This is a genomic window from Mycolicibacterium sp. P4_G11 (genome assembly GCF_056555145.1).
Genome location: NZ_JBFUJW010000003.1, coordinates 150,907 through 166,105, shown reverse-complemented (window position 1 = coordinate 166,105; position 15,199 = coordinate 150,907). Strand labels below are relative to the sequence as shown.

The following is a 15,199-nucleotide window of genomic DNA, read 5'->3' as shown; positions in this document are numbered from 1 at the left end:
GGTGAGCCTCCACGCGGCCCGTCCGCTGGGCGCGTGCGGCGGACGGGGCTACTGGCGCCAACGGGCTGACGTCGTCGTCGTCGGCACGGGTGTGGCCGGCCTGGCGGCCGCACGTGCCGCTCAGCTGGCCGGCAGCCGTGTCGTGGTCGTCGGCAAGTCCGGCGAGACGGCCACCGCGTACGCCCAGGGCGGCATCGCAGTCGTCATCCCTGACACCGATGACTCGGTGCAGGCGCACGTCGCCGACACCGTCGCGGCCGGTGCCGGTCTGTGTGACATCGAGGCGGTCACCTCGATCGTCGCCGACGGCTATACCGCGGTGCGCGACTTGGTCGGCGCCGGTGCGGCTTTCGACGAGGTCGGACCGGGGGACTGGTCGCTGACTCGCGAGGGCGGGCACAGCCGTCGCCGCATCATCCACGCCGGCGGCGATGCCACCGGCGCTGAGGTGCAGCGTGCGTTGGCCGCTGCGACGCAGACGCTGGATATCCGGCCCAATCATGTTGCGCTGCAGGTACTGCACCACGACGGAGCGGTCAGCGGGCTGCTGGTCCTTAGCCCCGAAGGGCCCGGTGTGCTGACGGCGCCGTCGGTCATTCTGGCGACCGGCGGACTGGGCCAGCTGTACACCGCGACGACCAACCCCGACGGGTCCACCGGCGACGGCATCGCCCTGGCGCTGCGCGCCGGATTGCCGGTCCGCGACATCGAATTCGTCCAGTTCCACCCCACGATGCTGTACACCGGCGCGGCCGGCGGTCGTTGCCCGCTGATCACCGAAGCGCTGCGCGGCGAAGGCGCGATCCTGCGTGACCGCCGCGGCGACTCGGTGACCGACGGCGTCCATCCGATGGGTGATCTGGCGCCGCGCGACGTGGTGGCCGCCGCCATCGACGCGCGGCTGGCTGCCACCGGCGACGACTACGTCTACCTCGATGCCCGCGGCGTCTCCGATGTCGCCGCCCGGTTCCCGACAGTGACCGCCGCCTGTCTGGCTGCCGGTATCGACCCTGCGCGCCAACCGATTCCGGTGGTACCGGGCGCGCACTACAGCTGCGGCGGCGTGGTCACCGACGTGTACGGGCGCACCGAGATGGCTGGTCTGTACGCCGCTGGTGAGGTGGGCCGCACCGGCATGCACGGCGGTAACCGGCTGGCCTCCAACAGCCTGCTCGAAGGGCTGGTGGTCGGTGGCCGGGCCGGTCGAGCGGCAGCGGAGCGGGCCCGCGACGCCGGCGGAAACCGGGTGCCGGAACCGGACCTGGGCAAGCGGCCGGCGTTGGATCGCGATGCGCTGCAACGCGGCATGACGCGGTACGCGTCGGTGGTGCGCGACGCGGCCGGCCTAGGGCAGCTGGGCGAGTTGCTCGCTGGCGCCCGTGGCACGGCCATGTCGGATCGCACGGCCGTCGAGGACGCGGCCCTGACCGTGACGGCGTCGGCGGTGGCCGCGGCAGCGGCGGCCCGCGCCGAATCCCGTGGCTGCCACCACCGAAGCGACCGGCCGGACCGCGATCCGGCGTTCGGGGTATCGATCGATGTGCGGCTGGACGCCGCCGGGCGCGCGCTGGCCGCCCTGCCGATAGGAGTGTGTAACTGATGGCATTGACTGCAGCCGAACTGGCGGACGCGCACGCGATCATCGATCGCGCGCTCGATGAGGATCTGCGCTACGGGCCGGACGTCACGTCGGCGGCGACGGTGCCTGCCGACGCCACCACCGTCGCATCGATGGTGTCGCGGCAGCCGGGCGTCATCGCGGGCCTGGACATCGCGGTGCTGGTGCTGGACAAGGTGATCGGCACGGGTGCCTATCAGATCCTGGACCGCGCCGAGGACGGCGCCGAGGTCAAACCCGGCGACGCGGTGCTGACTGTCGAGGCACCGACGCGGGCTCTGCTGACCGCCGAACGCACCATGCTCAACATCGTCTGCCACCTGTCGGGGATCGCCTCGGAGACGGCCCGCTGGGTCCAGGAGGTGGCCGGCACCGACACAGCCATCCGCGACACCCGAAAGACCTTGCCCGGTTTGCGGTTACTGCAGAAGTACGCGGTGCGGGTCGGCGGCGGCGTCAACCACCGGCTGGGGCTCGGCGATGCCGCGCTGATCAAGGACAACCACGTCGCGGCCGCCGGATCGGTGCTTGCTGCCCTACAGGCGGTGCGCAACGTGGCGCCGGACCTGCCGTGCGAGGTCGAGGTGGATTCGCTCGAGCAGCTCGACGAAATCCTCGGCGAGAACGTCGAATTGGTGTTGCTGGACAACTTCCCGGTCTGGCAGACACAGATCGCGGTGCAGCGCCGCGACGCCCGCGCGCCCGGTACCAAGCTCGAGTCGTCGGGCGGGCTGAGCCTGGATGCGGCCGCGGCCTACGCCTCGACCGGCGTCGACTACCTCGCCATTGGCGCGCTGACACATTCGGTGCGGGTGCTCGACGTCGGCCTCGATACCTAGCTCGGCCGTTACTATCACGGTCATGGCGGAAGACGAGAAGACCGAAGACAAGACCACCACGCTGAGCAAAGCTGCCAAGGACACCGACACGACGTCGGATTCGGGTTCGATGTCCGTCACGCAGATCATCGCGATTGCGGCCGTGGTCATCGGCCTGATCGCCGGTGCCATCGGCGGCTACGCCCTGTACGCGGTGAAGCATCAGGCCAAGACGTACACCGAGGCCGAGCAGGACACGGCCAAGATCGCGCTCTGCGACGCCATGAAGACCGTCAGCAAGGGCATCGCGATCAACACCAACCTGGCGGTCCCCGGCGGGCCGGACGACACGACGGGCGCGCTGGCCGTCGCGGCCAACGCTCGCCTGGCCCTGATCACCGGTGGCCAGTACCTGTTGAACCGGATCGATCCGGCCGCCCCGGCCGACCTCGCGACGGCGGCGCGCAAGTACGCGAACACTCTGCTGGACATCGGCGCGGCGGCGACGGCCGGCTCGCAGACCGACGACCCGCAGCAGAAGGTGCGCCTGGACGACGCGGGCGCCGACAGCAAGCAGATCAACGACATCTGCAAGTAGCGGCTGACAACGAGGGCCACGCTGAAAATTCAGCGTGGCCCTCGTTGTCAGTGCGCGATGTCAGCGACGAACACGCCCTGGCGCTTCCCGACGATCCGCGCGATCCGCGGCAGCGACGGATCGTCCGTGCCTGCGGGCAGGATTCGCGGATTGACCAGGTGCAGATCCTTGCGCGAGACGTGAATGTCAGCTTCGCCGGCCGCGAGCACATTCTTGACCCAGTTCGTCTTGCCGTGGGCGAGCCCAATCGCCAGCACATCGCCCTTGCGGTACGAGGTGACGATGGTCTCGAACTCCTTGCCCGACTTGCGGCCGCGGTGCTTGATGACGGAGAACCCCGGCAGCTTCTTGGACAACGGGCGCAGCGCCGGGTTGATGTACTTGATCTGGAGGTTTTCGAACCACACCGGGAAGATCATCGGCACGCCGGCGGCGTTGTTGGGGTGTTCCTGACGGCTTGACATTGACGCCTCCGTATTCGATTTGGCTTGCTCTCGGACAATAGTCCGGCGCGGGCACGCGCGACGTTTCTGCCGAACTGAACAACTAGCCCGCGGCGACGCGGCGCAGTTCGCGCCGGACGGCGGTCGGGGTGTGCCCCGTCTGCTCACGTAGCGTGCGGCAGAAGTGGGCCTGGTCAGCAAATCCCAGCGTGGCCGCGACATCGGCGAGAGTTGTGTCGTCGCGGTACAGGTGGTCGAGCGCCCGTCCGACCCGAACCCGATTGCGATACCGCGTCACCGATACCCCGAGCACATTGCTGAACGATCGGCTCAGACGGTACGGAGAGACCCCGAGGGCGGCCGCGAGGGGGAACAGTCCAGCGGCGACCTCATCGCCGTGCCGGATCGCTTCACGGGCTCGCGAAACCAATCGGCGCTCCGAAGCCTGAGACGGCGAATCGGACGCGGGGATCGGCCGCGTCGCCGCCGATCGCAGGGCCGCACCCACCAGCTGCACCAGCTGCTCGGCGACCTGATAGTCGGGGTCGCTGCGTCCGTTGCCCAGCAACCGCCGGTGCGCCAGTTCAAGGCGGGCGTCCACATAGACCGGGGCGGGCCTGGTCTGCTGCGGTTCGCCGGCCAGCTGCCACCAACTTTCGGTGCTGAGTTGGACTGATGTGCACACGTCGCCGCCGTGCGGGTGGGCGAAATGCTCGCGCTCCCCAGGCTCACCGAGATAGCCGAGCGTCGGATCGTGTTCGACGGGACCGCAGGAGCCGCGGCGGTGAAAGCTCCCCGAACGCACCAGGACCACTCGCCCGTCGATCGCGCACTCGGGCTCGGACCAGGCCTCATCCTCACCGGTGCAACGCCAGGTCGTGACGCTGAAGTCGGGCCGCGCGATCAGCGTCTGGGCGGTCAACATGCCGTGGACGTTAGCGGCGGGGACCGACACCGTCGGGCGACACCGACAGCCCGCAAGAATGTTCAAGACGTCCGCCCGGATGCCGCCCAGACTGATCTCATGGCATTCATTCACGTTGAGTTCGATGTTGAAGCTGACCGCACTCAGGTGTGGGAGGTGATAGGGGATTGGGCGGCCGGCCCGGTGCGCATGGCCCCCGGCTTCGTGGTGTCCTGTGAACCGGAGGGCGATGTTCGGGTCGTGACGTTCGCCGACGGTTTCCTCGCCCGAGAACGCCTGGTCAGTCGCTATGAAGCCGATTGCCGGATCGCCTACTCGTTGATCGGTGACACCGCGCGCCCCGCGCATGACAACGCGGTGATGCAGGTTGTGGCGGTTGGTCCGCAACGCTGCCGTTTCCTCTGGTCGCGCGATGTCCTGCCCGACGAAGCAGCGGGTCCACTTCGGGCTGCGATGGAGCACGCGGCGCCGATCATCAAGAGTGCGCTGGAGAACTCGACAGTCGGCTAGGCCGCCACGTCATGGCGGATTTTTATGAACTGGACTGATCAGGGACAATTGACTCGATGGCCGAGTTACAGATGTCCCGTATCGACCTGCGTAACCGTGTGCTGACTGCCGCAGAGTTGCGATCCGTGCTGCCCCGAGGCGGTGTCGACGTGGATTCGGTGCTGCCCAAGGTACGCCCGATCGTCGACGCCGTGGTCGAGCGCGGTGCGGTGGCCGCCCTCGAATACGGCGAGACCTTCGACGGGGTACGGCCGGCCGCGGTGCGCGTCCCCAAGGCGGAGCTGGACGCCGCGCTGACCCGGTTGCCCGCCGACGTGCGGTTGGCGCTGGAGGTCGCGATCGAGCGGACCCGCGCCGTGCACGCCGACCAGCGGCGCACCGACACCACCACGACCCTCGCGCCGGGCGCGACCGTCACCGAACGGTGGGTGCCGGTCGAGCGCGTCGGGCTGTACGTGCCGGGCGGCAACGCCGTCTACCCCTCGAGCGTCGTGATGAACGTCGTACCGGCCCAGACCGCAGGCGTCGACTCGCTGGTCATCGCCAGCCCGCCGCAGAAGGACCACGGCGGCCTGCCGCACCCGACCATCCTGGCCGCCGCCGCCCTGCTGGGGGTCGACGAGGTGTGGGCCGTCGGCGGTGCCCAGGGCATCGCGCTGCTGGCCTACGGCGGCGTGGACACCACGGGTGACGAGCTGGCGCCGGTCGACATGATCACCGGGCCGGGCAACATCTTCGTCACCGCCGCCAAGCGCATCTGCCGCTCCCAGGTGGGCATCGACGCCGAGGCCGGCCCGACGGAGATCGCCATCCTGGCCGATCACTCGGCCGACGCCGTGCACATCGCCGCTGACCTGATCAGCCAGGCCGAGCACGATGAGATGGCGGCCAGCGTGCTGGTCACCACCAGCGAGAAGCTGGCCGACGCCACCGATGTCGAGGTGGCCGCGCAGGTCGCCACCACGTTGCACCGCGAGCGGGTGACCGTCGCGCTCAACGGCAAGCAATCGGCCATCGTGCTGGTCGACGATCTCGACACCGGCGTGCGGGTGGTGAACGCCTACGCCGCCGAGCACCTGGAAATCCAGACCGTCGACGCCGCGGAGGTGGCCGGCCGAATCCGTTCGGCAGGAGCGATTTTCGTCGGTGCCTGGTCGCCGGTGAGCCTCGGTGACTACTGCGCCGGGTCCAACCACGTGCTGCCCACCGCCGGCTGCGCGCGGCACTCCAGCGGCCTGTCGGTACAGACGTTCCTGCGTGGTATCCACGTCGTCGACTACACCGAGGCGGCCCTGAAAGACGTTGCGGGTCACGTGATCACGTTGGCCACGGCAGAGAACCTGCCGGCGCACGGTGAGGCCGTACGCCGGAGGTTCGAACGGTGATGAGCGCTTGCGCGAAGAACAGAAGGCTCTGATGGGCAAGATTTCCCTGGCCGACCTGCCGCTGCGGGAGAACCTGCGCGGCAAGTCGCCGTACGGCGCACCGCAACTGGTGGTTCCCGTGCGGCTCAACACCAATGAGAACCCGCACCCGCCCACCCAGGCGCTGATCGACGACGTCGCCGCATCGGTCGCCGAGGCGGCGGCCGAGTTGCACCGGTACCCGGATCGCGACGCCATGGCGCTGCGCACCGATCTGGCCGCGTACGTCCAGGCACAGACGGGTGTCGCGCTGACGGCGGAAAACCTTTGGGCGGCAAACGGTTCCAACGAAATCCTGCAGCAGTTGCTGCAGGCGTTCGGCGGGCCGGGCCGCAGCGCCATCGGTTTCGTGCCGTCGTACTCGATGCACCCGATCATCTCCGACGGCACCCAGACCGAGTGGCTGACGGCGACGCGAGCCACCGATTTCGGGCTCGACGTCGACGTCGCCGTGGCCGCCATCAGCGCACAGCGGCCGGACGTGGTGTTCGTGACCAGCCCCAACAACCCCACCGGGCAGAGCGTGCCGCTCGACGACCTGCGGCGGTTGCTCGACGTCACGCCGGGCGTGCTGATCCTGGACGAGGCATACGGCGAATTCTCGTCGCAGCCCAGCGGTGTCGAGCTGTTGGCCGAGTACCCGGCCAAGTTGATCATCAGCCGCACCATGAGCAAGGCCTTCGCCTTTGCCGGCGGGCGATTGGGCTACCTGGTGGCCGATCCCGCCGTGATCGACGCGATGCTGCTGGTGCGGTTGCCCTACCACCTGTCGGTGCTGACGCAGGCGGCCGCGCGCGCGGCGCTGCGCCATGCCGACGAGACGCTCAGCAGCGTCGCCACCTTGGCGGCGGAACGCGACCGCGTGGCAGCGGCCTTGTCCGACATGGGTTTCCGGGTCATCCCCAGCGACGCCAACTTCATCCTGTTCGGAGAATTCGCCGATGCCGCGGCGACCTGGCAGCGCTACCTCGACGCCGGCGTGCTGATCCGAGACGTCGGGATCCCCGGATTCCTGCGCACCACCGTCGGTTTGGCCTCGGAGAACGATGCCCTGCTCGAAGTCAGCGCCAAGCTCGCCGCATCGGAACTAGCCCCACAAGGAGTTTCATGACCCGCCGCGCCCGCGTGGAACGCACCACCAAGGAATCCAGCATCGTCGTCGAGATCGACCTCGACGGCACCGGCCAGGTCGACATCAGCACCGGGGTGCCGTTCTTCGACCACATGCTGACCTCCTTGGGGACGCACGCCAGCTTCGATCTGACCGTGCACGCCAAGGGTGACGTCGAGATCGAGGGTCACCACACCGTCGAGGACACCGCGATCGTCCTGGGCCAGGCGCTCGGCCAGGCGCTGGGCGACAAGAAGGGCATCCGCCGGTTCGGTGACGCCTTCATCCCGATGGACGAGACGCTCGCCCATGCGGCCGTTGATGTTTCGGGCCGTCCGTACTTCGTGCACACCGGTGAGCCGGAGTCCATGGTGTCCTTCACCATCGCCGGCTCCTCGGTGCCGTACCACACCGTCATCAACCGGCACGTCTTCGAGTCGCTGGCCTTCAACGCGAAGATCGCGTTGCACGTGCGGACGCTGTACGGCCGCGACCCGCACCACATCACCGAGGCGCAGTACAAGGCTGTCGCCCGCGCGCTGCGCCAGGCCGTCGAGCCCGATCCGCGGGTGGCCGGTGTGCCGTCGACCAAAGGCACTCTGTGACAAAGAAACTTGTTGTTCTGGACTACGGTTCGGGCAATCTGCGGTCCGCGCAGCGCGCGCTCGAGCGCGTTGGTGCTGACGTCGAGGTGACCGCTGACGCTGCGGCTGCCGCCGCCGCGGACGGACTGGTGGTGCCCGGGGTCGGCGCCTACGAGGCCTGCATGACGGGCCTGCGGTCGATCGGCGGGGAGCAGATCATCGCCGACCGGCTGGCCGCGGGTCACCCCGTGCTGGGCGTCTGCGTCGGTATGCAGATCCTGTTCTCGAAGGGCGTGGAGTTCGGCGTCCAGACCGAGGGCTGCGGGCAGTGGCCCGGCGAGGTCACCCGGCTCGACGCGCCCGTGATCCCGCACATGGGCTGGAATACCGTCGACGCCGCTGCCGACAGCATCCTGTTCAAGGGGCTCGACGCGGACACCCGGTTCTATTTCGTGCATTCGTACGCCGCCCAGCAGTGGGGCGGCCATGCCGACGCGAAGGTCACCTGGGCCACGCATCACGTGCCGTTCATCGCCGCCGTCGAAGACGGCGCATTGTCGGCGACACAGTTTCATCCGGAGAAGAGCGGCGACGCAGGTGCGACGCTGTTGGCGAATTGGGTTGAGGGGCTATGAGTTTGATTTTGTTGCCGGCCGTTGACGTGGTCGACGGCAAGGCGGTGCGGTTGGTGCAGGGCAAGGCCGGCAGCGAGACCGACTACGGTTCGGCGCTCGAGGCGGCGCAGACCTGGCAGCGCGACGGCGCCGAGTGGGTGCACCTGGTGGACCTGGACGCCGCGTTCGGCCGGGGCAGCAACCGGGAGCTGCTGGCCGAGGTGGTCGGCAAACTCGATGTGGCCGTGGAGCTTTCCGGCGGCATCCGCGACGACGCCTCGCTCAAGGCGGCCATGGACACCGGCTGCGCCCGCGTGAACATCGGCACCGCCGCGCTGGAGAGCCCGGAGTGGTGCAAGCGCGCCATCGGCGAGTACGGCGACCGCGTGGCGGTCGGTCTGGACGTGCAGTTCGAGAACGGCAGCTGGCGCCTGCGCGGCCGTGGCTGGGAGACCGACGGCGGCGACCTGTGGGAGGTGCTGGAACGCCTTGATGGCGAAGGCTGTTCGCGCTACGTCGTCACCGACGTCACCAAGGACGGCACGCTGACCGGCCCGAACCTGGACCTGCTGAGCACTGTGGCCGGCCGCACCAAGGCACCGATCATCGCGTCGGGCGGGGTGTCGAGCCTGGACGACCTGCGGGCCATCGCGACGCTGACCGGGCAGGGCGTCGAGGGTGCCATCGTCGGAAAAGCCTTGTACGCAGAGCGGTTCACGCTGCCCGAGGCGCTGGCCGCGGTGAAGTGATCGAACCGGCGAGGTTGGCAGAGCTGGTCGCGGTCGCGACCGGCGTGCTCGATGATGCCGTCGCTCCGTTCATCGCGGGCCATCAGGCGGACGCGGCGGTGCGCAAGAAGGGCAACGACTTCGCCACCGAGATCGACCTTGCCATCGAGCGCCAGGTCGTCGCGGCACTGACGTCGGCGACCGGGATCGGTGTGCACGGTGAGGAATTCGGTGGCGAGCCCATCGATTCGGAACTGGTGTGGGTGCTCGACCCGATCGACGGCACGTTCAACTACGCGGCCGGTTCGCCCATGGCGGCGATCCTGCTCGGCCTGCTGTGGCAGGGCACTCCCGTCGCCGGCCTGACCTGGCTGCCCTTCATGGGCCAGCGGTACGTCGCGACCGTCGATGGCCCGGTCCGCGACGGGGAGTCGGTGTTGCCGCCGTTGGCGCCGAGCACGCTGGCCGAGTCGATCATCGGTATCCAGACCTTCAACATCGATTCGAAGGGCCGGTTCCCGGGGCGATGGCGCAACGCGGTCCTGTCGAGCCTGACGCGGGAATGCTCACGGGTGCGGATGCATGGCGCCACCGGCCTTGACCTGGCCTACGTCGGCGCCGGCATCCTCGGCGGCGCAATCAGTTTCGGTCACCACATCTGGGACCACGCCGCGGGCGTGGCGCTGGTGCGGGCCGCGGGCGGCATCGTCACCGACCTCGCCGGTGAGCCCTGGACAGTGGAGTCGAAGTCGGCGCTGGCCGCCGCCCCCGGCGTGCACGAGAGGATGCTGGAGATCGTGAAATCCGTTGGTGTGCCGGAGGATTACCTGTGAGTCTCGCAACCCGTGTCATCCCATGCCTGGACGTCGACGGCGGCCGGGTGGTCAAGGGTGTCAACTTCGAGAACCTCAGGGACGCCGGTGATCCCGTCGAATTGGCCGCCGCGTACGACGCAGAGGGCGCCGATGAGCTGACGTTCCTGGACGTCACCGCGTCGTCGTCGGGCCGCTCGACCATGCTCGAGGTGGTGCGCCGCACCGCCGAGCAGGTGTTCATCCCGCTGACTGTCGGCGGGGGCGTCCGCTCGGTCGAGGATGTCGACACCCTGCTGCGGGCCGGCGCCGACAAGGTCTCGGTCAACACCGCGGCCATCGCCCGGCCGGAACTGTTGTCGGAGTTGTCGCGGCAGTTCGGCTCGCAATGCATCGTGCTGTCGGTCGACGCGCGGACCGTGCCGGCAGACTCCGCCCCGACACCGTCGGGCTGGGAGGTGACGACCCACGGTGGTCGTCGCGGTACCGGCATCGACGCCGTCGAATGGGCAACGCGCGGAGCCGAACTCGGGGTCGGCGAGATTCTGCTGAACTCGATGGACGCCGACGGCACCAAGGCCGGGTTCGACCTGGCGATGCTGCGGGCAGTGCGGGCCGCTGTGACTGTGCCGGTGATCGCCAGCGGGGGAGCCGGCGCCGTCGACCACTTCGCGCCTGCGGTGCAGGCCGGCGCCGATGCGGTGCTGGCGGCCAGCGTGTTCCACTTCCGTGAGCTCACCATCGGGCAGGTGAAGGCGGCGATGGCGGCCGAGGGGATCACGGTGCGATGAGCCTCGATCCTGGAATCGCCGCACGCATCAAGCGCAACGACGCCGGGCTGTTCACCGCCGTGGTGCAGCAGCGTGGCACCGGCGACGTCCTGATGGTCGCCTGGATGGACGACGCCGCGCTGGCCCGCACCTTGGAAACCCGTGAGGCGACGTACTTTTCCCGCTCGCGCGGCGAACAGTGGGTCAAGGGCCTGACGTCGGGACACACCCAGTACGTGCACTCGGTACGCCTGGACTGCGACGGCGATGCCGTGCTCCTGGAGGTCGACCAGGTGGGCGGCGCCTGCCACACCGGCGACCACAGCTGCTTCGACGCCGACCAGTTGCTCGCGCCCGAGTCCTAATCAGGGACGGGCAGGTGCTGCTCGACCAGTGCCCGCCCCGCCGCCCGCAGCGCGTCGTCGACATCGACTCCGAGCACCCGCAGCGCCGCATCGGCGATGGCCTCGGCCACTTCGTCACCGGCGATGCCCGGGTCGTCGACGCGCTGCGCGATGACCGTCTCGGTCAGGCGCACCGGGAGGCCGCAGCGGAACTCGTCGCGGCCACCGACGACGTCGACCGCGAGCTCGCGGTACACGGCGTGCAGCTCGCGGCGCCGGTCATGGAAGCCCTCGATACCGTCGACCTCGGGCAGTAGATAGAGCCGGCCCAGGTTCCACGGTACGGACAACAGGCTGGCCGCGTCGCCGGCCGTCACCGCCCACAGCGCGACCCGCGGGTCGTCCACGGACCGGGTCACCCGCCGTGCGAACTCCAGCGACGGCACCACCGTCGCATCGAGCAGCGCCTCGAGAATGGCTTCCTTGTTGGGGAAGTGGTGGTACAGCGAGGCCTGCCGGATGCCGACGGCCTCGGCGATCGAACGCGTCGAGGTCACGGTAAAGCCCTTGGTCACGAACAGTTCTCCGGCGGCATCGAGGATCTGCTCGACGGCGGTGCTGCCGGGGCGTAAGGCGTCGCGGTGGCGGGGGCGGCCCGGGCGGCTCATGCCACTACTGTGCCACCCGCGCATCGTCGGCTCCCGTGAAACCCAACTGTTACACCGCGACCCACATCGGAAACTTCGGTGACCCATCCGTGTCATGGGCACCCCTAATTCTGTCAGTTGACAGGTATTGACCTCTGTGGAATCGAGATCGGATGACATTGACCAACACGTCGCCGGCAGATCATGACGATCTCGCCGAGTTCGGCTACGACCAACAGCTGCATCGCTCGCTGGGCAAGTTCGCCTCGTTTGCGGCCGGTTTCTCGTTCGTGTCGATCCTGACCACGATCTTCCAATTATTCGGTCTCGGCTTCAGTTTCGGCGGTCCGGCGTTCTTCTGGACCTGGCCGGCGGTGTTCATCGGGCAGTTCGCCGTGGCCCTGTGCTTCGCCGAACTGGCCGCCCGCTACCCGATCTCGGGGGCCATCTATCAGTGGGCCCGCCGCCTCGGCGGCGAAGTCGTCGGCTGGTTCGGTGGCTGGTTCATGATTCTGGCCCAGATCATCACGGCGTCCGCTGCGGCCATCGCGCTGCAGGTGGTGCTGCCGGCGGTGTGGTCGGGATTCCAGATCATCGGCACCGACACCGCCCTCACCTCGCCGGACGGGGCGGCCAACGCGGTGCTGCTGGGTACGGCGCTGCTGCTGGTCACCACCACGATCAACTGCATCGGGGTGCGCTGGATGTCGCGGGTCGCGACGATCGGCGTGTGCTGCGAGATCGTCGGAGTCATCGCGGTCGTCGGAGTGTTCTTCACCCATGCCCAGCGTGGTCCGCAGGTCGTGTTCGACACCGGCGCAACGGGTCCGGGCTATGGCTGGGCCTGGATCGCCTCCGGGCTGATGGCCGCCTACGTGATGGTCGGCTTCGGTTCGGCCGGCGAGCTGGCGGAGGAGACGCGGGACGCGCGCCGCGTGGCGCCGCGCACCATCCGGTCGGCACTGACGGTGTCGGCGCTCGGCGGCGGCCTGATGATCATCGGCGCACTGATGGCGGCACCGAGCCTGACCGACGGTCGCCTCGCGACCGAGGGCCTGCCCTACGTGCTGGGCGCGGTGCTGTCGTCGCCGTGGGGGACGCTGCTCCTCGTCGACGTGGCCATCGCGATCTTCATCTGCACCTTGGCAATTCAGACCGCCGCCACCCGCCTGATGTTCTCGATGGCGCGCGATCAGCGGCTGCCGTTCTCGTCGCTCCTGTCCCGCGTCAATCCGGCAACCGGGACGCCCATTCCGCCGGCGATCGTGGTCGGTGTCGCGTGTGTCGGTGTGCTCTTGGTGAACGTCGGCAACTCCGCGATCTTCGCCACGCTCGCCAGCGTCTGCATCATCGCGATCTACATCGCCTACCTGCTGGTGACCGCACCGCTGCTGGCCCACCGGCTGCGGGGAATGCGTTGGGACGCATCGGCTACCGACGCCGGCGGTCGGCCGCTGTTCTCGATGGGACGCTGGGGTCTGCCGGTCAACATCTTCGCGGTGGCCTATGGCGTGGCGATGGTGATCAACCTGGCCTGGCCACGGCCGGAAATCTACGACCCGACGGGCACGATGCCGCTGCTGGTTTGGGCCGGGCCCTTCACCATCGTCGCGATTGTTGCGCTCGGTGCCCTGTGCTTCCCGTACCGCCGGATCCATCCGAACCCCGTCGGAACACTCTGATCTCCGCCAATCAGCCACTGCCGAAAGGATTCTCGTGAGTCTCTCCACCACATCGACCACCACATCGACCACCACATCGACCACCGCCGCCGCCCGCGCGCACGCCCGCGCACAGGCCGGCGCACACACGGCGGCCATGCCCGTCGTACCCGCATCGCTGTGGCCGACACCGCCCGCCGGCGTCGAAGCCGACCGCCTGACCTGGGCAGAGACGGTGCCAGGTGGCCGCTACACCAGCAAGGTGCTGGACCGCGGAACCCGGTTGCGGCTCACCGATATCGAGGGCCGTGCGTGTGCGCACCTGCTGCTCTGGCGCGCCGACGCCCCCTGGGAGCGGCTCAACACCGCCGACACCGTCAAGGTGCCGTGGCAGGCGTACCTCGCCACCGGACATCCGCTGCTCGATGATCAGGGACGGGTATTGGCGACCATCGTCGCTGACACCTCCGGTCACCACGATGCGCTGTGCGGCACCACAACCCGGGCGCAGAACGAAGCCCGCTACGGGGCCGGCACCGCGCACTCGGACAGCCCGGCCGGCCGGGAGCTGCTGGTGCTCGCCGCGCTCAAGCACGGCCTGGGCCCGCGTGACGTCGGCCCCGGCGTGTCGTTCTTCCATGGCGCCCGTGCCGACGATGCGGGCCAATTGGTGTCGACGGGCTCGGCGGGGCCTGGCACGGCAGTCGAACTGATCGTGCACCTGCCGGTGATCGTGGCGATCGCCAACACCGCGCACCCGCTCGACCCGGAGCCGAGTTTCAGCACCTCCGATCTGGAGGTGCTGGCCTGGTCGGCGCCCGACGACCTCGCCGCGTTGGCCGCTCGCACCGACACCATCGGGCCCGAATACGAACGCGCACATCGCAACACCGAAGACGTCTGGACCGCATTGCATCTCACCGGAGGAGCCAGCTAATGAGCACTGTCATCGACTCGGTCCCCGCGCTGGTGGCCGGCACGACCATCCTCGACGAGATCGTCGAGGCCCGCGGCCCCTGGTCGGCGATCATCGCGGAAGGTGATGTGCTGACCATCGTCGACCTGCACGGCAATCAAGCCGTCGACACGCTGATCTACGGCGCCCACGACACGTCCCGGCGCTACAGCGCACAGACCACCATCACGGCGCAGCGGTCGCTGTTCGTCAGCACCGGAACAGTGTTGCGGGACAGCGACGGTGCGGCACTGATGACCGTCGTGGCCGACGAGGTGGGCAATCACGACACCGTCGGCGGCGCCTGCTCGCAGGAATCCAACACGCTGCGCTACGGCCACCACACCCGGCACCAGCACGCCTGCGTCGAGAACTTCCTCATCGAAGGCGCCCGGTACGGCCTCGGAAAGCGTGATCTGGCACCGAATCTCAACTTCTTCATGAACGTGCCGGTGGAGGCCGACGGCACCCTCGGCATCGTCGACGGGTTATCGGCGCCGGGACTGCGGGTGGCGCTGCGCGCCGACACCGACGTCCTCGTGCTGGTGTCCAACTGCCCGCAGATCAACAACCCGTGCAACGGATTCGATCCCACGCCGGTGCGGATGATCGTCACCCGCCCGCTCTGATCGACGTT

General features: G+C 68.8%; 18 protein-coding genes. 15 read left to right on the top strand and 3 right to left on the bottom strand.

The features are described 5' to 3' along the window. Position 1: 1 nt before the first annotated feature. Genes AC1U2B_RS06780 through AC1U2B_RS06770 form a run of 3 tightly spaced genes read left to right on the top strand, consistent with a single transcriptional unit; the run spans position 2 to position 3,034 of the window. A complete protein-coding gene (locus AC1U2B_RS06780) occupies positions 2 to 1,600 on the top strand; it encodes an L-aspartate oxidase (protein WP_480216189.1) in 1,599 nt (532 codons plus the stop codon). Beyond that, on the top strand, positions 1,600 to 2,457 hold the full coding sequence (nadC, locus tag AC1U2B_RS06775) for a carboxylating nicotinate-nucleotide diphosphorylase (protein ID WP_480216188.1): 858 nt from the start codon (positions 1,600 to 1,602) through the stop codon (positions 2,455 to 2,457). The genes AC1U2B_RS06780 and nadC overlap by 1 nt, the downstream gene beginning before the upstream one ends. A 22-nt stretch (positions 2,458 to 2,479) precedes the next feature. Then, on the top strand, positions 2,480 to 3,034 hold the full coding sequence (locus AC1U2B_RS06770) for a hypothetical protein (protein ID WP_051955002.1): 555 nt from the start codon (positions 2,480 to 2,482) through the stop codon (positions 3,032 to 3,034). Positions 3,035 to 3,081: 47 nt separating this feature from the next. Here the strand turns inward: AC1U2B_RS06770 and AC1U2B_RS06765 are convergent, their stop codons facing one another. Together AC1U2B_RS06765 and AC1U2B_RS06760 are read right to left on the bottom strand one after the other, a co-directional pair. Then, the gene (locus AC1U2B_RS06765) at positions 3,082 to 3,498 is read right to left on the bottom strand and encodes a nitroreductase family deazaflavin-dependent oxidoreductase (RefSeq protein ID WP_043398498.1); all 417 of its coding nucleotides are present in this window, start codon (positions 3,496 to 3,498) and stop codon (positions 3,082 to 3,084) included. Between the two features lie 82 nt (positions 3,499 to 3,580). Next, the gene (locus AC1U2B_RS06760) at positions 3,581 to 4,402 is read right to left on the bottom strand and encodes a helix-turn-helix domain-containing protein (RefSeq protein WP_480216187.1); all 822 of its coding nucleotides are present in this window, start codon (positions 4,400 to 4,402) and stop codon (positions 3,581 to 3,583) included. Positions 4,403 to 4,501: 99 nt separating this feature from the next. On the opposite strand from AC1U2B_RS06760, the gene AC1U2B_RS06755 reads away from it, so the two are divergent. The 9 genes from AC1U2B_RS06755 to hisI are packed head-to-tail and all read left to right on the top strand — an operon-like array spanning position 4,502 to position 11,320. Then, a complete protein-coding gene (locus AC1U2B_RS06755; RefSeq protein WP_480216186.1) occupies positions 4,502 to 4,912 on the top strand; it encodes an SRPBCC family protein in 411 nt (136 codons plus the stop codon). 56 nt (positions 4,913 to 4,968) lie between these two features. Further along, positions 4,969 to 6,297 (top strand): histidinol dehydrogenase, encoded by a 1,329-nt coding sequence (hisD, locus tag AC1U2B_RS06750; protein ID WP_480216185.1) that lies wholly within the window; start codon positions 4,969 to 4,971, stop codon positions 6,295 to 6,297. 31 nt (positions 6,298 to 6,328) lie between these two features. Then, entirely contained in the window at positions 6,329 to 7,447 is a 1,119-nt protein-coding gene (locus AC1U2B_RS06745; RefSeq protein ID WP_480216184.1) for a histidinol-phosphate transaminase, read from the top strand. Beyond that, positions 7,444 to 8,052 carry an imidazoleglycerol-phosphate dehydratase HisB gene (hisB, locus tag AC1U2B_RS06740; RefSeq protein ID WP_020103224.1) on the top strand — a complete coding sequence of 203 codons (609 nt, stop codon included), beginning with the start codon at positions 7,444 to 7,446 and terminating at the stop codon, positions 8,050 to 8,052. Before AC1U2B_RS06745 ends, hisB begins: the two co-directional genes overlap by 4 nt. Beyond that, the gene (gene hisH, locus AC1U2B_RS06735) at positions 8,049 to 8,666 is read left to right on the top strand and encodes an imidazole glycerol phosphate synthase subunit HisH (protein ID WP_480216183.1); all 618 of its coding nucleotides are present in this window, start codon (positions 8,049 to 8,051) and stop codon (positions 8,664 to 8,666) included. Before hisB ends, hisH begins: the two co-directional genes overlap by 4 nt. Beyond that, on the top strand, positions 8,663 to 9,394 hold the full coding sequence (priA, locus tag AC1U2B_RS06730; RefSeq protein WP_455979411.1) for a bifunctional 1-(5-phosphoribosyl)-5-((5-phosphoribosylamino)methylideneamino)imidazole-4-carboxamide isomerase/phosphoribosylanthranilate isomerase PriA: 732 nt from the start codon (positions 8,663 to 8,665) through the stop codon (positions 9,392 to 9,394). Before hisH ends, priA begins: the two co-directional genes overlap by 4 nt. After that, a complete protein-coding gene (locus tag AC1U2B_RS06725; protein ID WP_480216588.1) occupies positions 9,394 to 10,206 on the top strand; it encodes an inositol monophosphatase family protein in 813 nt (270 codons plus the stop codon). The genes priA and AC1U2B_RS06725 overlap by 1 nt, the downstream gene beginning before the upstream one ends. Next, positions 10,203 to 10,976 (top strand): imidazole glycerol phosphate synthase subunit HisF, encoded by a 774-nt coding sequence (hisF, locus tag AC1U2B_RS06720; RefSeq protein WP_480216182.1) that lies wholly within the window; start codon positions 10,203 to 10,205, stop codon positions 10,974 to 10,976. The genes AC1U2B_RS06725 and hisF overlap by 4 nt, the downstream gene beginning before the upstream one ends. Then, positions 10,973 to 11,320: a phosphoribosyl-AMP cyclohydrolase gene (gene hisI, locus AC1U2B_RS06715; protein WP_043398474.1), complete on the top strand. Its 348-nt coding sequence runs from the start codon at positions 10,973 to 10,975 to the stop codon at positions 11,318 to 11,320. Before hisF ends, hisI begins: the two co-directional genes overlap by 4 nt. On the opposite strand, the gene AC1U2B_RS06710 is transcribed toward hisI, so the two are convergent. Beyond that, positions 11,317 to 11,967: a TetR/AcrR family transcriptional regulator gene (locus tag AC1U2B_RS06710; RefSeq protein WP_480216181.1), complete on the bottom strand. Its 651-nt coding sequence runs from the start codon at positions 11,965 to 11,967 to the stop codon at positions 11,317 to 11,319. The two genes, hisI and AC1U2B_RS06710, sit on opposite strands and share 4 nt — an antisense overlap. Before the next feature lie 152 nt (positions 11,968 to 12,119). Here AC1U2B_RS06710 and AC1U2B_RS06705 point away from each other — a divergent pair, with 152 nt between their 5' ends. The 3 genes from AC1U2B_RS06705 to AC1U2B_RS06695 are packed head-to-tail and all read left to right on the top strand — an operon-like array spanning position 12,120 to position 15,191. Then, positions 12,120 to 13,628 (top strand): amino acid permease, encoded by a 1,509-nt coding sequence (locus AC1U2B_RS06705; RefSeq protein WP_480216180.1) that lies wholly within the window; start codon positions 12,120 to 12,122, stop codon positions 13,626 to 13,628. Positions 13,629 to 13,662: 34 nt separating this feature from the next. After that, positions 13,663 to 14,544: an urea amidolyase associated protein UAAP1 gene (locus AC1U2B_RS06700; protein ID WP_480216179.1), complete on the top strand. Its 882-nt coding sequence runs from the start codon at positions 13,663 to 13,665 to the stop codon at positions 14,542 to 14,544. Then, a complete protein-coding gene (locus tag AC1U2B_RS06695) occupies positions 14,544 to 15,191 on the top strand; it encodes an urea amidolyase associated protein UAAP2 (protein ID WP_043398463.1) in 648 nt (215 codons plus the stop codon). The genes AC1U2B_RS06700 and AC1U2B_RS06695 overlap by 1 nt, the downstream gene beginning before the upstream one ends. Positions 15,192 to 15,199 lie beyond the last annotated feature (8 nt).